This window comes from Streptomyces anulatus (assembly GCF_000721175.1).
Taxonomy (GTDB): domain Bacteria; phylum Actinomycetota; class Actinomycetes; order Streptomycetales; family Streptomycetaceae; genus Streptomyces; species Streptomyces anulatus_C.
This window is the reverse complement of the sequence record NZ_JOEZ01000003.1, coordinates 348,686-368,440: the sequence shown is the minus strand read 5'-3', so window position 1 is coordinate 368,440 and position 19,755 is coordinate 348,686. Positions and strand designations below refer to the sequence as shown.

Annotated in this window: 20 protein-coding genes; 1 reads left to right on the top strand and 19 read right to left on the bottom strand. The window is 69.5% G+C overall.

The genetic code is table 11. From position 1 onward, the window contains the following. Positions 1-112: 112 nt before the first annotated feature. The 3 genes from IG90_RS0104690 to IG90_RS0104680 are packed head-to-tail and all read right to left on the bottom strand — an operon-like array spanning position 113 to position 2,167. Positions 113-820, bottom strand: a complete 708-nt coding sequence (locus IG90_RS0104690) for an ATP-binding protein (protein ID WP_030577965.1) — start codon at positions 818-820, stop codon at positions 113-115. Then, a complete protein-coding gene (locus IG90_RS0104685) occupies positions 820-1,839 on the bottom strand; it encodes a hypothetical protein (RefSeq protein ID WP_030577961.1) in 1,020 nt (339 codons plus the stop codon). The genes IG90_RS0104690 and IG90_RS0104685 overlap by 1 nt, the downstream gene beginning before the upstream one ends. A gap of 1 nt (position 1,840) precedes the next feature. Continuing rightward, positions 1,841-2,167, bottom strand: a complete 327-nt coding sequence (locus IG90_RS0104680; RefSeq protein WP_030577958.1) for a hypothetical protein — start codon at positions 2,165-2,167, stop codon at positions 1,841-1,843. A gap of 390 nt (positions 2,168-2,557) precedes the next feature. Between IG90_RS0104680 and IG90_RS0104675 the strand changes: the two genes are divergently transcribed. Beyond that, positions 2,558-3,451: a helix-turn-helix domain-containing protein gene (locus IG90_RS0104675; protein ID WP_030577955.1), complete on the top strand. Its 894-nt coding sequence runs from the start codon at positions 2,558-2,560 to the stop codon at positions 3,449-3,451. A 56-nt stretch (positions 3,452-3,507) separates the two neighbouring features. On the opposite strand, the gene IG90_RS0104670 is transcribed toward IG90_RS0104675, so the two are convergent. The 16 genes from IG90_RS0104670 to IG90_RS0104595 all read right to left on the bottom strand — a co-directional run bounded on the left by IG90_RS0104670 (position 3,508) and on the right by IG90_RS0104595 (position 19,752). Then, positions 3,508-4,695: an amidohydrolase family protein gene (locus IG90_RS0104670; protein ID WP_030577952.1), complete on the bottom strand. Its 1,188-nt coding sequence runs from the start codon at positions 4,693-4,695 to the stop codon at positions 3,508-3,510. Further along, positions 4,689-5,837, bottom strand: coding sequence for an MAB_1171c family putative transporter (locus IG90_RS0104665; RefSeq protein WP_030577946.1), 1,149 nt, complete (start codon positions 5,835-5,837; stop codon positions 4,689-4,691). The genes IG90_RS0104670 and IG90_RS0104665 overlap by 7 nt, the downstream gene beginning before the upstream one ends. Positions 5,838-5,840: 3 nt before the next feature. Beyond that, complete coding sequence (locus IG90_RS0104660) at positions 5,841-6,413, bottom strand: hypothetical protein (RefSeq protein WP_030577943.1); 573 nt, start codon at positions 6,411-6,413, stop codon at positions 5,841-5,843. Between the two features lie 1,230 nt (positions 6,414-7,643). Further along, the gene (locus IG90_RS0104655; RefSeq protein WP_030577940.1) at positions 7,644-8,561 is read right to left on the bottom strand and encodes an endonuclease/exonuclease/phosphatase family protein; all 918 of its coding nucleotides are present in this window, start codon (positions 8,559-8,561) and stop codon (positions 7,644-7,646) included. A 50-nt stretch (positions 8,562-8,611) separates the two neighbouring features. After that, positions 8,612-9,628: an MvdC/MvdD family ATP grasp protein gene (locus IG90_RS0104650; RefSeq protein WP_030577936.1), complete on the bottom strand. Its 1,017-nt coding sequence runs from the start codon at positions 9,626-9,628 to the stop codon at positions 8,612-8,614. Positions 9,629-9,713: 85 nt separating this feature from the next. Next, on the bottom strand, positions 9,714-10,478 hold the full coding sequence (locus IG90_RS0104645) for a 3-deoxy-manno-octulosonate cytidylyltransferase (RefSeq protein ID WP_030577932.1): 765 nt from the start codon (positions 10,476-10,478) through the stop codon (positions 9,714-9,716). Between the two features lie 32 nt (positions 10,479-10,510). Next, positions 10,511-11,071 carry an NUDIX hydrolase gene (locus tag IG90_RS0104640; RefSeq protein WP_030577929.1) on the bottom strand — a complete coding sequence of 187 codons (561 nt, stop codon included), beginning with the start codon at positions 11,069-11,071 and terminating at the stop codon, positions 10,511-10,513. After that, a complete protein-coding gene (locus tag IG90_RS0104635) occupies positions 11,068-12,189 on the bottom strand; it encodes an adenosylhomocysteinase (protein ID WP_030577926.1) in 1,122 nt (373 codons plus the stop codon). The genes IG90_RS0104640 and IG90_RS0104635 overlap by 4 nt, the downstream gene beginning before the upstream one ends. Before the next feature lie 31 nt (positions 12,190-12,220). Then, positions 12,221-13,219 carry an NAD-dependent epimerase/dehydratase family protein gene (locus IG90_RS0104630; protein ID WP_233435895.1) on the bottom strand — a complete coding sequence of 333 codons (999 nt, stop codon included), beginning with the start codon at positions 13,217-13,219 and terminating at the stop codon, positions 12,221-12,223. Positions 13,220-13,254: 35 nt separating this feature from the next. Then, complete coding sequence (locus IG90_RS0104625) at positions 13,255-14,091, bottom strand: aminoglycoside phosphotransferase/kinase family protein (RefSeq protein WP_030577919.1); 837 nt, start codon at positions 14,089-14,091, stop codon at positions 13,255-13,257. Then, positions 14,088-14,744: a histidine phosphatase family protein gene (locus IG90_RS0104620; RefSeq protein ID WP_030577916.1), complete on the bottom strand. Its 657-nt coding sequence runs from the start codon at positions 14,742-14,744 to the stop codon at positions 14,088-14,090. Before IG90_RS0104620 ends, IG90_RS0104625 begins: the two co-directional genes overlap by 4 nt. Then, positions 14,741-15,499 (bottom strand): phosphotransferase, encoded by a 759-nt coding sequence (locus IG90_RS0104615; RefSeq protein ID WP_030577913.1) that lies wholly within the window; start codon positions 15,497-15,499, stop codon positions 14,741-14,743. The genes IG90_RS0104620 and IG90_RS0104615 overlap by 4 nt, the downstream gene beginning before the upstream one ends. Further along, positions 15,496-16,347: a class I SAM-dependent methyltransferase gene (locus IG90_RS0104610; RefSeq protein WP_030577910.1), complete on the bottom strand. Its 852-nt coding sequence runs from the start codon at positions 16,345-16,347 to the stop codon at positions 15,496-15,498. The genes IG90_RS0104615 and IG90_RS0104610 overlap by 4 nt, the downstream gene beginning before the upstream one ends. A gap of 31 nt (positions 16,348-16,378) precedes the next feature. Continuing rightward, positions 16,379-16,888: a P-loop NTPase family protein gene (locus IG90_RS0104605; protein WP_030577901.1), complete on the bottom strand. Its 510-nt coding sequence runs from the start codon at positions 16,886-16,888 to the stop codon at positions 16,379-16,381. Positions 16,889-16,984: 96 nt separating this feature from the next. After that, complete coding sequence (locus tag IG90_RS0104600) at positions 16,985-18,037, bottom strand: glycosyltransferase family protein (RefSeq protein ID WP_030577898.1); 1,053 nt, start codon at positions 18,035-18,037, stop codon at positions 16,985-16,987. Beyond that, positions 18,034-19,752, bottom strand: a complete 1,719-nt coding sequence (locus tag IG90_RS0104595) for a carbamoyltransferase family protein (RefSeq protein ID WP_030577895.1) — start codon at positions 19,750-19,752, stop codon at positions 18,034-18,036. Before IG90_RS0104595 ends, IG90_RS0104600 begins: the two co-directional genes overlap by 4 nt. Between the last annotated feature and the right edge of the window lie 3 nt (positions 19,753-19,755).

Below are 19,755 nucleotides of genomic sequence, written 5' to 3'. Positions count from 1 at the left end.
GCTCCGATCGCTCTCCGCGCGCAGGGGCGTCGGCGGAGAGGTGCGCTGGTCGTGAAGTTGCTCGTGGCGGCGCGCAGAGGGGCGCGGCCCGGACGTGGTGACCTGCGGCAGGTCAGGCTGCTGCGCGGTAGCGTCTGCGGTCGAGCGGCTCGAACTCGACCCGGGTGGTCATCTCCGCGAGTCGGGAGGCAACGCGGTCACCGAGGTAGGAGCGGAGGTCCTTGATCGCCAGGTTGGTGGTGATCAAGGTCGGGAGCATGAGGTTGTACCGGCGGTTGATCAGCCGGTACGTGATCTCCTCGACCCACTCGCTGGCCTTGGCCGCGCCGAGGTCGTCGATGATCAGCAGCGGGCACCGGCTGACGGCCGCCAGCTCCCGCTCGCTGTCGACCCCGGGCCGGGGGCGGAGATCGGCGTACAGGTCGGCAGCGGTGCTCGCGCGCCAGCGCACGCCGACCCCGTTCTGCACCAGCGCTCGGACCGCGCCGTACGCCTGGTGCGTCTTGCCCGCGCCGACGACTCCGGCCATCAGGAGGCTGGGCCCGGTGGTGACTTGCCGCCGGGCTCCCCGGCTGGGGGCGACGGCTGCCTCGGTGACCTTCCCGACCCAGTCCAGGACCATCGGGTGGTCGGCGGCAGCCGCCTGGTAGCGCGGGGGCATCCCGGCCAGGAGGGCGTCGAGCGGGGAGAACGGCTCGGGGTCGTCGGGGAGCGCGGCGGCGTCGGCCGGGTCGATGTTGCGGGCGGCCAGGATCCGGGCCATGCGCTCCAGGGTGCCTTCGTGGCCGAGGAGCTGGGGTTCGCGGTGACGGGTGTGCATCACAGCTCCTCGGCGTAGGCGGCGGAAGCGTTGGCCGGGTTGGTCCACGCCTGGTGAGCGGGCACGTTAGGCCGGATTCCCGGCCGAGCCAAGCCGCCGGGGCGAGCGTTCATCGCCTCGTTGACCATGCTGGTCAGCACGCTCGGGTGCCTCGGGTTGGCCGCGAAGTTCGCCAGCCCGGCCCGGATGTGCTCCGGTGCGATGCCTTCGTCAAGGAGCTTCTTGGTGATCCGCCCGAGGTGTCCGATCACGTCGTTCGGGGGGCGCTGGTCGCACCCGGCGACGTACTCGCCGACGAGGTCCTTGGCGGAGACGCTGGGTGCGGGCGCTGTGCGCCCCGTAGGGACAAGAGATCCAGGATCCAAGATCCTAGATCCAGGCGCCGAGCCTTCGGAGAGGCTTCGGGGAAGGTTCGGGGGGGCCTCGGAGAATGCGGTCTGACCTGCACTTTTAGCACCAGCTCGCCCCGCTGCGCCGATCGCGCCGTCGGCAGCCTCCTGCCGGTCGGCGACGGACTCGTCTGCGTGGTCCGGCGTCGGCGAGGCGGGTACGGCAGGCAAATCGAGGGGTCGGGGAGCCCTCCCGGAGGTCTCGGCGAGCCCTCGGGGAGCCGTGGACGACCCCTCGGTCCGCCGGGAGCACGAGCCCTTGCACGGTGCGCACCGGTCGGCAGCCTGGTGCTGCGGGCACGAGGGCAGGCGCGACTGGCTCGCCTTGTCGATCTTCTGGTGCTCGGACCAGGTCACGATGTGGAGGTAGCGGCGGCCGTCGCATCCGGTGTACCGGCAGATCAGACCGGCGTTCGCGAGATGGTGGAGGTCGTCTTCGACGTGGACCGAGGTGTGCTCGGCGCGCAGAGGCCAGAGGAGCCCTGCGATGATCGCGGCGTTGTCCCGGTGGCGACCGTGGTCGTCGGCCTGGGTGAGCATGCCGAAGAAGGTCCGCTCGGCCGTCACGGTCACTTCGGCGAGTGACTCGGAGGTGAACGCCTCCGGCTTGATGGTTCGGATCCTGGGCATGTCAGCGGCCCCGCTCGGCGGCGACCGAGTCGCTGCGGGTGAGGGTGGCGTCGGCGAGGCGGAAGGTGCGCGGGCGGGTCCAGTCCTCGTCCGGCCAGACCCTCAGGATCCAGCGGGCGGCGACCCTGGATGTCGTCCGGCCCAGCTCCATCGACCGACCGGCCTCGTCCTGCACGATCGTGTGCGGGTGGGGCCACACCTGCGCCGGGTCGGTGAGGCTGACCCGGATGGTGGCTGCGCCCGGGATCATGTCGGCGAGTTGGGCGGCGAGGCGGTGTCGGCGGCTGGTGTCCGGGCAGGCCGGGATTCCGCTCGGCATGGCAGGCATGCGATACTCCGTGGTTTGTAGGAGCGCGGTGCGGTGGTTCTCGTGCAAAAGCCCCGCCGCCCGCGAGATGTGAATCGGCGCCCTTCGGGGTGCCGGCCCGGCGCTTGGGAGCTGGTAACTCCCGGGCGCCGGTTCTTCGTTGCTTCGTCGTGTTACGGGCCCTTGGCGTGCATCCCCTGCCCCTCCCTGACCCGCGTTCGGTCGGCACCCCCTCTTGCCGGGCACGCCGAAGGAGGTGTTCTCCTCCTCAGCCTCACGCCCTCGGCAGGCACGCAGCCTGGCCGGGAGGGATGCACGGCACCCCGTTTTTCGGTAGTCTGAAGCTATCCCGGTTCGCGCGAAAGGTCAACGAGCCGAAAGTTCTTCGACTCGCACGAAAAAGAGGTCTCCATGCCAGCTCGCCACTTCGACAGAACAGTGGTGCGCGCCGTACGGCGGGCTGCCGAGATCCCGCAGGCTGGAGTGGGCGCTGCCGTCAGCGCTGCGGAGTCAACCGTGGCCGGGTGGGAGGCGGGATCAAGCAATCCGGACCAGGAGAAGCTGCCGGGCATCGCACGTGTACTCGGGAAGCCTCTGGATGAGCTGTTCCCCCGTGAAGGCTCGCCCGACCTGACGGACTTGCGATGCGACGCGGGCCTCTACCGGTACGAGGTGGCAAAGTTCATCGGCACGAAGAGTGACGGCCCGGTGGCGGCGGCCGAGAGCGGCGTGCGGCGGCTCAAGCCGAAGTACGTGGCGAAGCTGGCAGCGGCGTACGGCGTATCGGAGAAGGCGCTGGAGCAAGCTCAAGAGCGCTCGTTCGGAAACGTCGTCGAAGAGGACGGGGACGAGCGCGTCGCTGCGGCCGAGGCCGACGAGCATCCCCGTGCTCTCGGGGAGAAGATCAGCTTCCTACTGGAACACTCCTACCCGGCGGGCGCAGTTCCGGGGGATGGAGAAATCGCGGAGGCGGTGAACCGGCATGCAGGGGCAGAGGTTGTCACGGCCAAGGAGGTCGAGGCCCTCCGAACAGGTGCCGGTGACGCCGACGGCCCGGACCCCGTTGTCCTGGAGGGCCTTGCCGAGTTCTTCGGCGTCGAGCGCATGTACTTCGAGCCGGACGAGGCCGTCGCCCGTCAGGTGTACCAGGGGATTCGTGTGTTGCTCGCATCCCGGAACGGGACGATCGGACGGGTTCGGGCTCGTGGCCTCGGCCCGGAGGGTCTGTCGCCCGAGGTTCTCTCGCTCCTGACGGACCTGCAGGCCGAGTTCGAGAAACAGGTCGGCTCCACGGACGACGAGTAGGGCCCTGCCCTCCGGGCCTCTGGAGGCTCCAGAGGGCAGGGCTCGGTCGGCCTCGACTACTCGGCTGGTGTGTTCAGTTCGTGTCGCCGACCGGAGGCGAATACAGCCGTGATGTTCTTGAGGGCGTCGAGATCCGAGAGCGGGTCTCCCTCGACGGCGATGAGATCCGCGCGGTAGCCCGGAGCGATGCGGCCGGTTGTGGAGCCGAGCCCGAGGGCCGTGGCTGCTGCGGTCGTCGCCATGTTGATGATCTCGGCGTTCGCCAGACCGAGGTGGGCGTAGAACGAGAGGGCCGGCACCAGACCGTTGAAGGTGGCACGCTGCACTCCGGCGTCCGTGCCGGCGATCAGCTTCACACCGGCGTCTGCCATCTGACCTACCAGGTCGAACATCTGGGCGGCGCGCTCCTCGCCGAAGATCGCAGGGAGCATCCGCCAGTGGGGGCTTACCGCAGGGCAGACGGTGATGCCACGGTCGATGATCTGCTGGACCACGTCCCGGCGAAAGTCGAGGCCGTCGCCGGTCATCCACGTGCAGTGCTCGATGGTATCCACTCCGGCCTCCACGGCTGCGGCGATGCCGTCGGCTCCGTGCGCGTGGGCCGCCACGGGGACGCCCGCCGCGTGAGCCTCATCTACGAGAAGTCGCAGTTCCGCTGCGGAGAACTGGGATTCGTGACTTGCGGGCCCGCCCCGGGTGAGCCCGCCGCCAGTGACCATGCACTTGATGACCCCAGCGCCTCGTTCGAGGTTGATGCGAATGAGAGCGCGGATCTCGGCTTCGCCAGAGACCTCACCGCCGAGGAAGTGGCAGTGCCCGCCGGGGGTAGTCAGGGGCGTGCCTGCGGAGACGATCCTCGGTCCCGGCGTGCGCTGGTCGGCAATCTCCGCATCCAGGCGAAGTACCAGTCCGTTCCGGTCTCCGAGGTCACGGGCCGTGGTGACGCCACTGAGCAGCAATTCCTCCGCGCGTCGGCGCATGTCCCCGAGCAGGGCCTCCTCCGTCGAGTCCTGAAGGGCGGACACCGGGTCGGGGCAACCATCGAAGACGAGGTGTACGTGGGCGTCGATCAACCCGGGCAGAAGGGTGCCGTCGAACACCGACCGCGGTACGTCGGCGTCGGCCTGCTCCTCGATCTCCTTTCGCGGCCCCACAGCCGCGATCGAGTCGCCCTCGATCAGGACGGCGCCATCGTCCAGATACTCGCCCGCATCGACGAGCACACGTCGTGCACTAATCAGCATGGTGCCTCCTTGATCGTGAGAGGGGTCACGCGGTCTGTCACCAGCGCGTCGGACACCGCAATCAGTTGTTTCACATCTGCCGCTCGATCGCTTCCCAGGGCCATGGCGAGGGGGACCGCCCGGCGGGGTGCGGGGCCTCCGTACTTGATCCGGGCAGAGGCGCGCCGAAGCCGGGCGGCAAGCTCCTCCGACTCGACATCGGGCGCTGCAGTGCCGGTGTCGTCCGCCAGGAGGTACGGGCTGATGGCGACCAGGCCGTCCCGGATCTCCACGATGCGGCGGTGGTAACGGCGGTGAACTCCCCGAGCACGCCGTCGGTCGTGGGCGGACGAGGACGCCGGCGGCAGGACATTGTCGGGGAACGCCTCGGCCAACAGCTCCCAGAGGGCGGCGAGGCGGCGGTAATCACGTCGGTGCTGGAGCCAGAGTTTCGAAGAAGATATTCGGGCGCGGACCCCCGAGTAGGTGATCCCGGCCGTGAACAGAAGGATGGATGCGACCAACAGGAACGCGACGGCAGCCATCAGACGCTGGGGTACGTCGATATCGGCCCAGCGGACGGCGACGATGACAGCCCTGATCGCGCAGGCCACGGCCATTGCGCCCAGGCCAACGGCCGCCATCCACAGTCCCGTTGCGTGGGGGCGCCGGGACATTCGGGCGTAGGTGCCGGTCCACCGGGCGGCGAGGCCCAGGACGTACGTCAGGTAGCACCCGGCTCCGCCGTAGAAGACGGCGATCTGCGGAACCGTCATGTCCGCGGTGCTGAAACTGCCGCCGAAGACCTCGTGCGGCACCGACACGGCAGCCAGGGTGATGACCACCACGACGGCCACGACGGCGACCGCCTCCTTGTTCGCCCTGCGACGGCTCGCTTCCTCGTCAGCCGCAGAGTAGAGGTAGAAGCACATCAGGAAGTACATCGCGACGATCAGCAGCACGTTCTGGACCAGCTTCGCCGCCCCGTGCCCCGCAACCGTGTCGACGCCGGTCGTGCCTCCCGGCATAGCGATGGGATAGGAAAGCGTGGCGCAGAGGAGGCAGAGGGTCACCGACCGCAAAGGCGCGTCATGGGGGGTTCGCCACAGCTTGTAGAGCTTCCAGGCAAGGGCACCCACGAGCCCCAGGAGTAGCAGTTCCACGAGTTACAGCCATCCTCGCCGGTCTCCGAGGGCCGACTGCACACGCCGCAGCGACGGGTCCTCCGAGAGGGGAGTCGCGCCGTCCAGCACTGACGCCCACTCCAGGATGATCGTTGCTGCGAGTTCGACGGAGCACTCCTCGCCGTCGTCGTACGTGCACCTGCTTGCGACGCGCTTGATCGTCTCGGGATTGAAGGCCGGAAGCATGGCGGCCCAGCCCTCCACCAAGACGGCCGACTCCTCGTCGGCGTCGAGCGCGGGGGTCTGCCCCGTCGCTTCGGCCGGCGCCTGCTCGGCGTCCTCGGCCTCCGCCACGAGGATGTGCCCTATCTCGTGGAGCTTGATGTGATCTTGATGCAGACGCGTCGTCTCCTGCTGGTACAAGATCACGTCATAGTTGTCGTACTCGACCCACATCCCCGTCGGCCCAGGCTTCGGCAGCGGCGCCTCCCGCAGATAGAGGGGCCGCCCACGCCGACGGCTGAGCGCCGAGCACAGCTCCTCCACGTCCAGCGGGGGATGAACACCGAGGTCTTGCAGCTCCCGACGGAGGAAGCGATGCAGATCCCTTTCCACCGCCCGACGGCGGCCCAGTCCTTTTCGGGACTCCCCGCCCTGAGTCGAGCCCGTGGGCTCAGTGCGAAGGATCTTCCCAGACCACATGACAATTCCCTTCTACCGGTTAGCTCCCCCTGAGCTAGGCGCGACCGCGCCGCTGACTCTCGGTTCCCTCCGCCCTGGCCCGGCGCGCGGAGTTGCCCTTCAGCTGACTCCAGCGCGACACCGCCGCAGCCCAACGGGGGCCTGGGCCACATCGAGGTCCATGTGTCGCTATCGCGAATGAGCAACGCCTTCGCCACTCGCCTCGCCGAGGCTTCGGGAACTTCTTGGACAGTACGCGAAAGGTTAGACAGAGATTGACCGAAAACTCAGCAGCGGTCGGTTCAGCCAGAGCACTCCCACTTCCGCACAAACTGCACAAAATGCCCATCTGGGCGTGCCCTTCAACGCTCTGACATGCGATTTCACCAATCGCTGCGAAGGCTGCATTCCTGAGCGCCGGACGGCGAGGCCGTTGTCAATCCGAGATACGTCACAGCAAAACCCGACATGCGGTCGGTTACAAATGACGCAAATGCACCACGCAATCACGCACGGACACCACCGCCATCAGACATAAGGTGCGAATGGCGCTGACCGCTTGGACTGACATGATCCAGCCAGTCCCTTGACTTCGATGGAGGATCCGGTTGGACGCGGCAGTCGATCCGCCGCACCACCCTCTCCGTGTCGCGACAAAGACCCCTCGCTTGACCTGTTACCAGGCGCAAACTTCGCCGAGCGGAGGCTCATGCTTCTTCTTCCTCCATGACCTTTCGCGCCTGTCGACGCAGATCAGCCCAGCCGGCCATCCGTCCGGGCCGCGCCGCCCAGCGATTCGATGACTTCGCTCAAGGTTCGTTGGCACAGGAGTGCCCGCCGATTCGGAAGCGTCAGGAGACGGGACCATGCGGCCGGGGGCGATGGTGGATGGTGCCGCCGAGCCTCGGCCGAGGAGGGGCGGAGGGTTTCGCTGCCGGGGCCCGCTCGTCTCCGCCCCAGACCCTCAGCTGGGGCGGAGACGGGCGTCCGGCCGGTCGATCCGGGGTGTTCAAGCCCGTATCGCCCGGGGCGCAGAGGAGGCGCCGTTTCCTCAGTCCGCGGTCCTGCGTGACCGTGCAGCACGCGGACTCTGCTCCCTGGGAACCCCGGCTTGGTCCGCTGTACGGTCTGCATCGGCAGGGGCGTACAGCGGGGTTCAGAAGGTCAAGTGCCGGCCAAGGTCCGGGTATAGCCGGTGAGCAGGTCGGCGAAGACGCTGCTGTCGACGGTTACGACGGGGATGTGGTGGTCAGACACGCCGAGGGGGACCTCGTGCACCTCGAAGCCGGTCACGGCGGGGAGGAGGCCGGTGGTGACATAGACGCGGTCGATCCGGCTGTCGGGGCCGTGGGTCGGGGAGGCGTTGACCGTGCGGGCCAGCGCGGCAGGATTGCCCTTCTCGGCCCAGTGGCGGGCGACGTCTGCGAGGCCCGCGGTGCGCAGCGTGTGGTCGGGCTCGGTGTCAGGGACCCGGACACCATCGGGGCCTGGGCCTCGGCGCGAGCGGTGGAGACGGTGAGGCCGGTGATGGATGGCGGCGAGGTCGGGCAGAGGCAGGTCGTCCGCCGTACCCGGCTCCGGATAACTGTTGCCGTCGACGCCGATGATGGCCGGCAGCACGAGGCGGCTGCCGTCGAGAGCCTGCCACCCCTTGTCGGCCCAAGTCGTCGTCCACTCGGCCTCCAGCTGGCGCTGCTCGGCGCTGGCGTAGGCGAAATGAAAGCTGACCACGTTGAAGGGCGACGCGTCGGGTCCGGCCTCCGGGAAGCTCAGAGTGATCGCGGTGGGCGGAAGCACGAAGTGCGGGCTTCGATCGCCCGACCAGTCACGTACGAGGTTGAGACGCCGGGGGTTGAAGAGGATGGCGGTGCACGCCCCGGGGCCGAGGACACCCTGCATGTCCAGCTCGCGGCACTGCTCGTTGAAGATCGTGTGTCCGCGCTCGTCGGCACGGAACATCTCCTGCCGGAGAACGATGTCCGGCTGGAGACGTCGCAGCGTCTCGGCGGCGGCCCGCCGAATCTTCGGGTCACCCGCTCCGTTTCTCTCCAGGTTCCAGCAGACGAACCTCAGCTGTGCCATCGAATGCCTTTCAGACGGTGTGCGGAATGGGGCCGGTAGGAGGTGAGCTGTTACGCCGCTGCGGTGAGGCCGTTCCGCCTGGGACGTTCGGCCTCTCCGGCCAAAAGCTGTGCCAGCGCCTGGGTGATGCCAAGGTCTGGCAGTTCGTTCTCCAGCCACCGGTACTGGCCGGCCGGGTTGAGGTCGACGAAGTACCACCTGCCGCGGCTGTCCACGAGGAGGTCGCTGGCCGCGTAGGGGAATCCGTAGCACTGCACCAGGGCGATCAGGGCGTCCTCGACCGGGGCGGGGAGGGTTATCGGCGTGGAGATCAGGGACTCGGGAGTGGCTCGCCAGTCCCTCCGGCCCACCGTGGCGCGCGCATCGATCCGGACCGCGATAGTCCGGGTGCCGATGGTGTGGGCGCGCACGGCGTAGTCGGTGACGACGCGGTGCTGGAAGTGGGTGATACCGGTCGCGACGGCGTCCAGGTCGCTGTCCACCACCAGCGTGGTGTAGAGCGGGCGGACGCGATGGTCGCCCTCCGTGATCTGCGGGACGGTGAGCCTCTTGGTGACGATGCCGTCCGGGGCGCCGAGGTTGAACCGGCGAGCGCCGGACGGGAGACTCCCGATCCACGTGGGCGGTACGGTCAGCCCGGCCCGTTCAGCGGCAGCGATCACACCGGCCTTGATCTGTGCCCGGCGGATGTCCGACGGGCGGTTGACGTGGAGGCAGTCCAGAGTGCCGAGCACCCAGGCCAGTCCGGCAAGCGCCTCCTGGGAGGCCCACTGCATCTGCGCCTGGGTCATGCCGTCGACCCAAACCTGTGGGGGCGTCGGGTGGCACCAGAACACGGACCATACGTCGCGCAGTTTAGTGACCCGGGACCTGACGGTGAGCGATCCCTGCCACTGGCCGGCGTCGCACCGCGCGCTCACGCTGACCGTGCGGCCCAGATCGGCGAGATCGAAGCGGACGGTGCGGACACCGAGGCCCTGGAGGGCCAAGGTGACCGCGTCCCCGGTATCGGAGTTCCGGGCGGTGACGACCAGGACGGTGTCGCCGTCGGTCTGAATCGGGCTCACGTAACCCCTCGCGTAATGCACCTAGTTGATGGTCGAGAAGTGGAACGAACCGTTCAGCGGGAACGGTTGAGTTCCTGTCGACGGCTCAGTGGCTCTGGTCGAGTAGTCGCTCGGCGCGCGCTAGATCCTCGGGGGTGTCTACTGCCACCCCGTTGTCCAGGACGGGGACCATCCGCACGGCGTGACCGTGTTCGACGAAGCGCAGCATCTCTACTCCCTCGGCACGCTCCAGGGGTCCTTGCTGGAGCCGACGGAAGTGCTGGAGAGCCTCGCCTGCGAAGCCGTAGAGGCCCAGTTGGCGCAGGTACTTCGGCCGGTCACCCCTGGGGTATGGGATCGGCTGGCGCGAGAACATGAGGGCCTCGCTGCGGGCCGTAACGACGACCTTGACGACGTTGTGGTCTAGGACGGCGCCGACGTCTACCAGCTCGGTGTAGGCGTTCACGGCGCAGGTGCCGGGCGGAGTGAACTCCAGTGCCTCGGAGACGTCGTTGATGGCGGTCGGCGAGATGAACGGCTCGTCGCCCTGGACGTTGATGTATCCGTCGGCTGGCAGGCGTTCGGCGACCTCCGCGACGCGGTCGGTGCCGGTGAGGTGCTCCCCGGTACGGATGCTGTCGATGCCGAGATCGCGGCACGCTGCTTCGATGCGTTCGTCGTCCGTCGCGACGATGGCTCCGTCGAGGCGTTTGGCCTCCAGGCAGCGCTGGTGGACGTGCCAGAGCAGCGGCATGCCGCCGAGGAGGGCCAGTGGTTTGCCGGGGAAGCGGGAGGCACCCCAGCGGCAGGGTATGACGGCGATGTGCCGGCGCCGTTCGGCGTCGGTCGGTCGGGTTGTGGTGGCGGCCACGGCGTCCTCCTGGTTTTCGGATTCGGGGGGCTTCAGGTGAGCTGGGCGAGCTTGGCGCGGACGGTGGGTGAGGCGGTGGTCGCGAACGGCCGCCACAGGTAGCCGTCGACCTCCTCCTCCTGCAGCGTCACCACGTGATCGGCCCCGAGGTGGAAGGCCCAGCGGAAGTCCACGTGGTGGTGGGCCGGCTCGTTCTTCGACGGGTTCGCGTCGATCGCGTGCACGTCGATGTCGAGGGGGATGTCCTCGTGGCCGGCGAGGGGGACGACGGCGCTGGGCGGGATGCCGGCCTCCTCGTGCAGCTCGCGCAGTGCTGCGTCGCGCAGGAGCTGGTCGGACGGGTTGTTGTGCCCGCCGGGCGCCAGCAGTTTCCCGGACGCCTTGTGCAGGATGTGGAGCACGTGCCGTTCATCGTTGATGAGGATGGCGCTGCAGGTCACGTGGGCGGGGAACGTCTTGCGGCTGGTGGGATCATCCGCGCCAGCGAGCACGGCGAACAGCATCGCCAGGGAGGCGCGCTCGTCCGGGTGGCGGGCGAGGTACGCCTCCGTGACGGTGCGGATGTGTTCGGTGGAGGGAGGCAACGAGGTCACCTTTCGAAGTGGCGGAGCCAGGTTCTGGCGATGGTGTCGCGGTCGGCCGCCGGCATCTCGTGCAGTCCGGGCTGGAGTCGCGCGTGGCTGAGTGCGGCGGTGGCGGCGAGTATCTCGGCCTGGACGAGGTGGATGTAGGTGCCGACGGCGGCGCCGTGCACGAAGTTGACGGCACCCCCGTCGGCGAGGACGTAGAAGTAGTGGCCAGTGACCTCGTATCGAGTCAACTGCGGTCCCACGGGCTGGCGTTCGTAGAGGTCATCAAGGCTGCTGAGTTCGAGTTCGTCCTCGGAAGAGGTCACCGATCCGAGGTACGCGCCGTTGCGCAGGGCGGCGAAATCCTCGTGCCGGAGGGCGAGATTGCCAGTGGCGCAGAGGACGAGTTCCGCGTCGTGGACGGCCTCGGTGGTGGACGAGCTGGTACGGAAGCCGAGGGCGTGCGCCTGTACCCGCTTGACCGCGTCGTTGTCGTACACGGTGACACGCAGGTCCTGGGCGCGCAGGGCCTGCGCAATCGAGCGGCCGATCTTGCCGAAGCCGATGACACAGGCGCTGCGGCTCGTGAGGATATCCCCGCGGGCGCGGACGAGGGCGTCGGTGGAGAACACGATGGACCGGCCGACGAGGTGGTCCTCGCAGTCCTTGAGCGGTGAGCGGGCCACGGACACGACCGGGCACGGCAGCGAGCCGAGAGCGGCGTACCGCTGGTGTCCGTTCTCGGTGTCCTCGACGACGCCGAGGATGCGGCCGGAGAACTTGTTCACGAGGGTGTCGAGGCTGGCCGCGAAGTACCCGCCGATGTCGACCAGGACGACGTCCTGGCCGCCGGCCGTGTCCTCCAGGTAGTGCAGGGCCTGGGTCTCGTCGGTGAACCGCTCCCGGCTCAGGTCGTGGACCGGCAGGGTGCGGCGGACGGTGTCGAGGGTCGGCTGGTGAATCGATCGGGGCTTGGGGAGGACGGCGCCGATCGTGGACACCGCGGTCATGGCGTGCAGGAACGCGGGCCGTTCCGGGAGCAGGTGGGTGATGACCAGCGTCGTGATCGCCTGCCCGGCGGGAAACTGCGCGGTGATCCTCCGGAAGAAGGCGTCCAGCCGTGCTCGCTCGGGGGTTTCCATGAGCACTCCTCTCGGGTTCCGAGGCGTAGGGCTACGCGGCCCGGCTGTAGTCCGGCACCGTGGCGGCCAGAGCCTGCATGTGAGCGCGCAGTCCGCCGTGGAGGTCGACGCGCGGCTGCCAGCCGAGGACCTCTCCCGCACGGCTGGGGTCGGCACGCGTGAGGAGGACGTCCCCGTTGCGCACGTGGTCCTGGTGGAGCTGGATCTCGCGGCCGGTGAGGCTGTTGGCGATGTTGATCACGTCCAGCAGCGAGGCGTTCGAGCCGCCGCCGACGTTGATGGTGCCGTACGCGTTCGGGACGACGCCGGCGGCGATCGTGGCGGTGACCACGTCGTCGATGTAGGTGAAGTCGCGGCGCTGGCGGCCGTCTCCGTACAGGCGCAGGGGTTGTCCGATCAGGGCGGCGTACAGGGCGCGGTGGGTGAACATGTCGGCGCGCTGCCGGGGGCCGTAGACGGTGAAGTACCGCAGGGCGACGACGCTGGGGCCGCCGGGGCGCTCGGCGTAGGCGAGGCAGAGCTGCTCCTCGGCCAGCTTGGTCACGGCGTACGGGGAGGCGGGGTTGGGGCGGTCGGTCTCGAGGCTCGCGTCGCCGTCGGTCGGACCGTAGACGCTGGAGGAGGAGGCGACGACCAGTCGGGGGACGCCGATCCGGGTGGAGGCTTCGAGGACGCGGTGGGTGGCCAGCACGTTGGACGCGAGGTAGTCGCCGAACTGCGGCCCCCAGGAGGGCCGTACACCGGGGATGCCGGCGAGGTGGAAGACCGCGTCGGCGTCGATCAGGAGCGGGTCGATCGCGCAGTGGAGGAGGTCGGCCGTGACGTGGTGGTATCCCGGGCGTCCTCGCAGCGCGGCGAGGTTGGCGGCGGCCGTCGGGTCGGTGGACGGGTCTCGGCGGTCCACGCCGATCACGGTGGTGCCGGCCTGGACGAGGGCGTGGGCGAGGTGGGAGCCGATGAATCCGGCGGAGCCGGTCACCACGGCCCGTCGGGGGGCAGCGTTGGTCGGGGGCTGCTCGTGCTGTGGCACGGGGATCTCCAGAGAGGTGTCGTCGAAGGGGTAGGTCAGGTGAGCCGGGACAGGACGGTTCTGCCGTGCGCGCTGAGGGCGGCGTCGTTCTCTTGGTGGCCCTTGGCCAGGGCTGTGGCCGCCTCGATGGCGCCGAAGGACTCCAGGAGGCGTCGTTCGGTGTCGTTCGGCGGGCGCCCGTAGCCGTCGAAGAAGGCGGTGCGGAGGTGGGGTGCGGCCTGCCAGCGTCGGAATTCGAGCCGGGCGAAGTCGCGGACCCGGGCGTCGCGTCGCATGTGCTCGAAGTCGTAGATGCCGAAGGTGTCGCCGAGCAGCCAGTTGCGCGGCTGGTAGTCGAGGTGGCAGATCGCGCTCTCCATGTGGCTGCTGCCCAGGATCGCCGCGTGGTGCTTCAGTAGGTTCTCCTCGACCGCGTCGAGCAGGTCGGCGTGGACGGCCCGGTCGATCCACCGCTGGAACCGCTCGGCGAGTGCGGCGCCGACGGCACCGTCTTGGGGCATGGCCGTGGCGCGGTGCAGCTTGCCGAGCACGTGCCCGGCCTCGTGGTGGGCCAGTTCCTCCTCGGGCGAGCCCGGAGCGACAGTGTCCGCGCGGTCGCCTGCGAGTGCGGTGAGCAGCAGGGTGCGGGTGGCGTCATCCCGGCCGGCCAACTCCGGCACGTGGCCGGTCAGATGGGTGACCCACGCCCCGTAGGCGTGGAGTTCTCCGGCGTACCGGTCTCGCTCCGCGTGCTGCTTCGCGATGAAGTGACGCCCGTCCCCGGCCACCAGGCGTACGACGCGGGGCGGGAGAGCGGGATCCGCTGCGATGTCGACTGCGCCGAGGAGGTGGTGCGCCAGTCGTATCCGGGGGTCGTCCGAGGTCGCGATCACGGGGTCGGCTCCGGCGTGAGGAGACTGAGGTGCTCGGTGTCGTTGTGCCGGTCGAGCATCCAGCGGGTCTGGCCCAGGCGGTTGCGGTGGTGCTGCCAGCGGGTGATGGAGGCGTGGTTATGGGTGAACCCGGACGGCGAGCCGATCGGGATGTCGAGCATCAGGGTGTGGGCGGTGATCACCGTCTCCCCGTGGGCGGCGAAGACGACGCGCTTGCCGTGGTTCTCCTCGATGAGCTGGCTCAGGTTCCTGCCGGCGCGCTCCAGGAACCCGTTCCAGGTGTCGGAGCCGTTGGCCCAGGGCGTGTCGGGGTGAGCGTGCGGCCCGCCGTCGGCGGCCGTCTTCACCGCGTCCCAGGGCCGACCGTCGGCGTCGCCGTGGACCGGGCCGTCGAGACGGTCGTCGTGGTGCACGGGGATCTGGAGCGTCTGGGCGATGATCTCGCCGGTCTGGACGAGGCGGATCCGCGGGCCGGTGTAGATGACGTCGAAGGGCTTCTTCAGGTGCTCGGTGGCCAGGCGGCGTGCGGCCTGTTCGGCTTGGGCGTACCCGAGGTTGGTCAGGCCGGTGCAGGTGCGCGGGCCCCCGACGAGGCCGTCGGCGTTGCACTGGGCCTGGCCGTGCCGGACGAAGACGAGTTCGGTGGTGATCATGAGGCTCCTCGGTGGCTGAAACGGAGGGGCAGGCTGTAGTGGTAGCCGTTGCGGCCGACGTACGGGGCGGTGAGCACGGCGTGCAGGCCCAGGAAGCTGTCGAGCTGGCCCCGGTCCGTCGTGCCCAGCCGGGCGTCGTGGCGTCGGGCTGCCGCGTTGTACGCGAGCAGGGCGGTGGTGACGGCTTGGTCCGTGAGCGGCCCGTAGGTCAGGTGGAGCGTCGCGACGAGCTTGGCGAGGTCGTAGCCCAGCGGGGCGAGGGACAGGTCGTCGGTGTCGACGGCGACGATGTCCTGCGTGGTGATGATGAAGTTCCGCGGGTTGCTGTCCTTGTAGAAGGCGCAAGGTCCCTCGGCGGTCGCTTGCAGCAGGCCGAGCATCGCGTGCAGTGCCGTCTTGTTCGGCAGGTAGCCCTGCTCGTGGCGTCGCCGCAGAGCGACCCTCCGGGGACCGAGGTAGTCGTCGATCTGCGTGCCGTCCTGGAAGTGGTGCGGGGTGTCCAGCGATGCGGAGTGCAGGTCGCTGACCCAGGCGGCACCGTGGGCGTGGCCGAGCAGTTCCGCCACGCGCGGGAGGTCCTCGGGGCGTACGGGGCGGCCCTCGATCCGTTCGAACGTCAGGGACTGCGGTCCGGCGGTGTGGAGGGCCGGCTGCCGCAGCGGCTTGGCGTGCGCGGTGAGCCACCGGTAGTGGCGCACCGCCCCCGCCGCGCGCTCGGGTTCCGCGTAGTGCTTGGTGAATGGGGCGGGGCTCATGCCGGCTCTCCTCCTTCCTTCGGCTGGGCGACGACGAAGGTGATCCGGGACCGGGTGCTCAGCGGCTGGTCGGGAAGGAACTCGTGCAGGGCCGCGGCCAAGGCCCCGGGGTTGCCGTACAGGCCCGGCGCCAGGTCGTACTTGGGGTTGGTGGCCAGGTACTGTGCCGCGTGGTCGTGGCCGTCGAAGGTGAAGACGTGTTCCTCGTCCAGGACTGCGACCACGTCGAGCGAGGAGGCGGCCACCTCGGCGAGATTGCCGCTGTGGGCTGCGGTGTAGAGGCTCTGGTGCTGGTCTGCCCGCAGGTCGAGGCTGGCGGAGGCGACCAGCTGGTCCATCTCCCGGTAGCTGTCGAGGCCCTTGGTGACGAGCACGGCCAGACCCCCGGGGGCGAGGACCCTGGCAATCTCCCCGACGACGTCTTCGGGGTGCGGCGAGTGGTAGAGGCAGAACGCCGCGACGACGATGTCGCTCGACCCTTCGGGCAGAGGGAGGTCGTGGAAGTCGCCTTCGATGAACTCCACCGTGCTGTCGGGCAGGTCCTTGGCGCGCTCGCGGGCCTGGGCGAGCAGGGAAGGGGCGGCGTCCAGGCCGACGACGCGCTGCGGCCGGAGCTGCTCGGCGATGACGAGGCTGCTCGTGCCGCGCCCGCATCCGATGTCGAGCACGGTGCCGAGCCGATCCGGCCGGGCGTGATGGCTCTGCACCAGGCTGACGATGGTCTCGGGCACGGGGCGGCCGGCGGTCTTGGCACGCATCAGGGCGCTGGTCCGCCCGGCCAGCCGCGAGGCGTGTCCGTACAGCTCCGGCTGCCGGGCGGGGTCCAGGAACGGGTTGGGCTCGCTCATGCCGCACCCCCTGACAGGGGGCGCGGACCGGTCAGGGCTGCTCGGCGGCGACCTTCCGCAGCCAGCGGCGCGTCTGACGCCGGTTGGCCAGCAGCACCACATCGGCGCCGGAGCCGAACTCCTCGATCTTCGCCATCACGCGGGGCCGCATCTTGCGCCGGTACGTGGCGACGTACTTGATCACGCCCCAGTGGATGCGGTTGTGCACCCCGTTGCCCTTGTGCCCGGCCCCGTGCCGGATCTGCCGGGAGAAGATCCCGTACAGCGCCGCCACGGTCGACACGTCCATCAGGACCACAGTGTCGCAGGCTTCGAGCCGCACCTGCAGCGTCGAGTTGTAGTTGCCGTCGATCACCCACCGCGGCTGCGCGACCAGCTCGCGCTGGACGTCGGTGAACTTGTCCATGGGCAGCGCGTTCCACTCGTCGTCGTAGAACGCGGCGTCCAGGTGCGTCACCGGGGCGTCGAGGATCCTGCCCAGTTCGCGGGCCACGTGGGATTTGCCGCTGCCTCCGCAGCCGACGATGGCGACCTTCTTCATGGTGCTCCAGCGTAGAGAGGTTCGGGTGTCCGGCGGACCCATCCTCCGGGACGCGCCCGGAGGATCCGTGGGCCGTGGTCGATCGAGCGGTCTGCATCAGGCAGCTCCCCGCTCGGTCGCGGCGGTCTGGAGGAGGCCGCGCAGAACGGACTCCAGCGTGTTGACCTGCCTGCACAGGCCGAACAGGCGCAGGCGATCCACACACCCGGCGATCAGGGCGGCGTGCTGCTCGGTGCCGGCGATCTCGCGCAGGTAGGAGAGGCGTTCGAGAACGTCACTGCCGGAGCGCACGACCAGCTCCTTCGGGACGAACCGGTTGGCGAAGCGGATGTCTGCCGGGGCCAGCGGCAGGCAGCCGGCGAGCACGGACTCGAAGATGCGCTGGGTCATCTGCCCGACGGCGGCGTATCGCTCGGGCAGCATGAGCACCGTGGCCAGGGACCGGCCGTAGACGCCGGCGGCGTCCTCGAACGGGATCCGGCCCGCGAAGCGGACGTGCGGCCAGCGGCCGGTCTTCGTCCACTTCCCGGCGACCAGGTGCTCGACGCGGGCGGCGGCCGGGGCGAAGAAGCGGTCGAAGGGCTCGTCGCGGTCGTACTGGTTGCCCACGTAGCCGAGCGCGAGATCCCGAGGCCGCGCCGCGAGGGTGAGGGGATCGACCTGGGCGAGGAGTTCCTCGGCGACGGGGAAGAGCAGCGAGTGCGCGCCGAGGGTTGGGGCGAGCGCGGCCTCGCAGACGCGGGTGTGGGCCGTGCGGCGCCACACGCTCTCGGCGCGCAAGGTGCGGTCCTTGTCCCAGATGACGGTGGGCGTCTGGCACCGGGCCGTGTAGTGGTTGATGAGCTGGGCCTGCCGGTGAAGGTCGCAGGTGTGCCCCTCGCTGCCGCACACGGTGGTGTTGCGGCCGGGAATGGCCCAGCGCCACTCCAGGAACAGGGCGTCGATGCCGGGCAGGCCGTCGTCGAAGGTGTACGCGCCGCCGAGGTCGTCGTCGGCTTCGAGGCGGTCGCGGTCGGGCTGGAGGAAGACGATCTCGTGACCGCGGGCAAGGAGGGCGTCGATGAAGGGGCGGCGGTGGCTGCGGCCTCCGTCGGGGGTGTCGGTGACGCCGTTGCCGAGGAAGCCCCAGAAGCTGTATCCGATCTTCATTTGGTGATCCACCGCCCTTCGAGGAGCAGGGCGTCGAGGCCGGAGTTGGCCAGGCAGTCCAGGGCCATTTCGGGTGTCCCGCAGATCGGCTTGCTCTTGACGTTGAGGGAGGTGTTGATCAGCACGGGTACGCCGGTCCGGCGGCCGAAGGCGGTCAGCACCGCGTGCATGAACGGGTTCTGCGACCGGGTGACGGTCTGCAGGCGGGAGGTGCCGTTGGCGTGCACGATGGCCGGCACCCGCTCGCGCGTCAGGTCTGTCACCCCGGAGGCCATCGACATGTACGGCGCCGTCTGGCCGAGGGTGAAGAACTCGGCGGCGCGCTCGGCGGGGACCATAGGGGCGAAGGGCCGGAACGGCTCGCGGAACTTCACGGTGGCGTTCAGCCGCTCGACGACGCCGGGCTCCATCGGGGAGGCGAGGATCGAGCGGTTGCCCAGAGCGCGCGGCCCGGCTTCGACCCCTCCCTGGAAGAGTCCGGCGATCACGCCGTGTGCGAGCTGGTCGGCGAGGAACTCGGCGGTCTCGATGCCAAGGGTCTTCTGGTGGAGGCCGGGCCAGGGAGTCAGGTCGAGGGACTGGTCCTCGTAGGAGGGGCCGAGGTAACAGCGGCGGGCGATGCCGGCGACCGGGCGAGGCGTACGCGCGTCGACGTGCACGGCGAGGGCTGCCCCGATCGCGGTTCCGGCGTCCCCCGGTGCCGGCGGGACGAACACCTCGTCGAAGATGTCAGCCTCGATGATCTTCCCGATGCTGACGCAGTTCGTGGCGACGCCGCCGCCTACGCACAGACGCCGGGAGCCGGTAAGCACACGGGCGCGGCGGGCAAGGTGAACCATCACCTGCTCGGTCCGCTCCTGGAGGGCAGCCGCCAGGTCTCGGTGGACGTCGGTGAGCGGCTCGCTCGGGTGCCGCTCGGGGCAGGTCTCGGCGACGAACCGCCGAGATGTTCTCGGGTATCCCGAGGTGAGGGTGCGCGTCGGGAAGTAGCCGGGGTGGATGCGAAAGCCCGTGGCCGTCGTGCGGACGGCCGTGGTGAACAGGTGCCGGAAGCGGGCTGGGTCGCCGAGGGCGGCCAGCGCCATGACGGTGCCTTCCTCGTCGCCCCGCCGCCAGCCCAGGTGGTCGGTGACGGCGCCGTACACGTAGCCGAGGGAGGCCGGGTCGTTGATCGCTCCCAGGGTGTGGACGCGGGGGTGCTGAACGCCGTGGCCGTGGGCGATCGTGGTGGTCTGCCGCTCGCCGAGGCTGTCGACGACGAGTACGGCCGCTTCGTCCCAGCCGGAGGCGGCGTAGGCCGTGAGCTGGTGGGCTCGGTGGTGCAGGACCGATGTGACGCGGGCCGAGGGGAACTGGCTGCCGAGGACGCGCAGCCGCCGCCGGGTGCGCAGGGCGACCTTGGCGAACCCGTGGGCGCGGGCCAGGCTGCGTTCGCGCGTGATCGGCGAGAGCGCCATGCGCAGCGCGACGGGCAACTCGGCGAGGTAGCGGGCGGGCTGGAAGTTGTAGGCGACGGCGTCCACGTCGCTGGCGCTCAGTTTGGCCTGGTCGAGGAGCCATCCCACGGCGCGGGCCGGGTAGAGCTTGGTGTGCTTCTGCTCGGAGAGGCGTTCCTCCTCGACGAAGCCGACGAGTTCACCGTCCACGAGAAGGGCGGCCGAGGAGTCGTGGGTGTACGAGCACAGGCCGAGGATCACGGAGGGGGTGTGCTTCATGGC

Coding starts and splice junctions, on each gene's coding strand:
- IG90_RS0104690 (WP_030577965.1), bottom strand. CDS start 820: ATGCACACCCGTCACCGCGAACCCCAGCTCCTCGGCCACGAAGGCACC.
- IG90_RS0104685 (WP_030577961.1), bottom strand. CDS start 1,839: ATGCCCAGGATCCGAACCATCAAGCCGGAGGCGTTCACCTCCGAGTCA.
- IG90_RS0104680 (WP_030577958.1), bottom strand. CDS start 2,167: ATGCCTGCCATGCCGAGCGGAATCCCGGCCTGCCCGGACACCAGCCGC.
- IG90_RS0104675 (WP_030577955.1), top strand. CDS start 2,558: ATGCCAGCTCGCCACTTCGACAGAACAGTGGTGCGCGCCGTACGGCGG.
- IG90_RS0104670 (WP_030577952.1), bottom strand. CDS start 4,695: ATGCTGATTAGTGCACGACGTGTGCTCGTCGATGCGGGCGAGTATCTG.
- IG90_RS0104655 (WP_030577940.1), bottom strand. CDS start 8,561: ATGGCACAGCTGAGGTTCGTCTGCTGGAACCTGGAGAGAAACGGAGCG.
- IG90_RS0104635 (WP_030577926.1), bottom strand. CDS start 12,189: ATGGAAACCCCCGAGCGAGCACGGCTGGACGCCTTCTTCCGGAGGATC.
- IG90_RS0104620 (WP_030577916.1), bottom strand. CDS start 14,744: ATGATCACCACCGAACTCGTCTTCGTCCGGCACGGCCAGGCCCAGTGC.
- IG90_RS0104615 (WP_030577913.1), bottom strand. CDS start 15,499: ATGAGCCCCGCCCCATTCACCAAGCACTACGCGGAACCCGAGCGCGCG.
- IG90_RS0104610 (WP_030577910.1), bottom strand. CDS start 16,347: ATGAGCGAGCCCAACCCGTTCCTGGACCCCGCCCGGCAGCCGGAGCTG.
- IG90_RS0104605 (WP_030577901.1), bottom strand. CDS start 16,888: ATGAAGAAGGTCGCCATCGTCGGCTGCGGAGGCAGCGGCAAATCCCAC.
- IG90_RS0104600 (WP_030577898.1), bottom strand. CDS start 18,037: ATGAAGATCGGATACAGCTTCTGGGGCTTCCTCGGCAACGGCGTCACC.
- IG90_RS0104595 (WP_030577895.1), bottom strand. CDS start 19,752: ATGAAGCACACCCCCTCCGTGATCCTCGGCCTGTGCTCGTACACCCAC.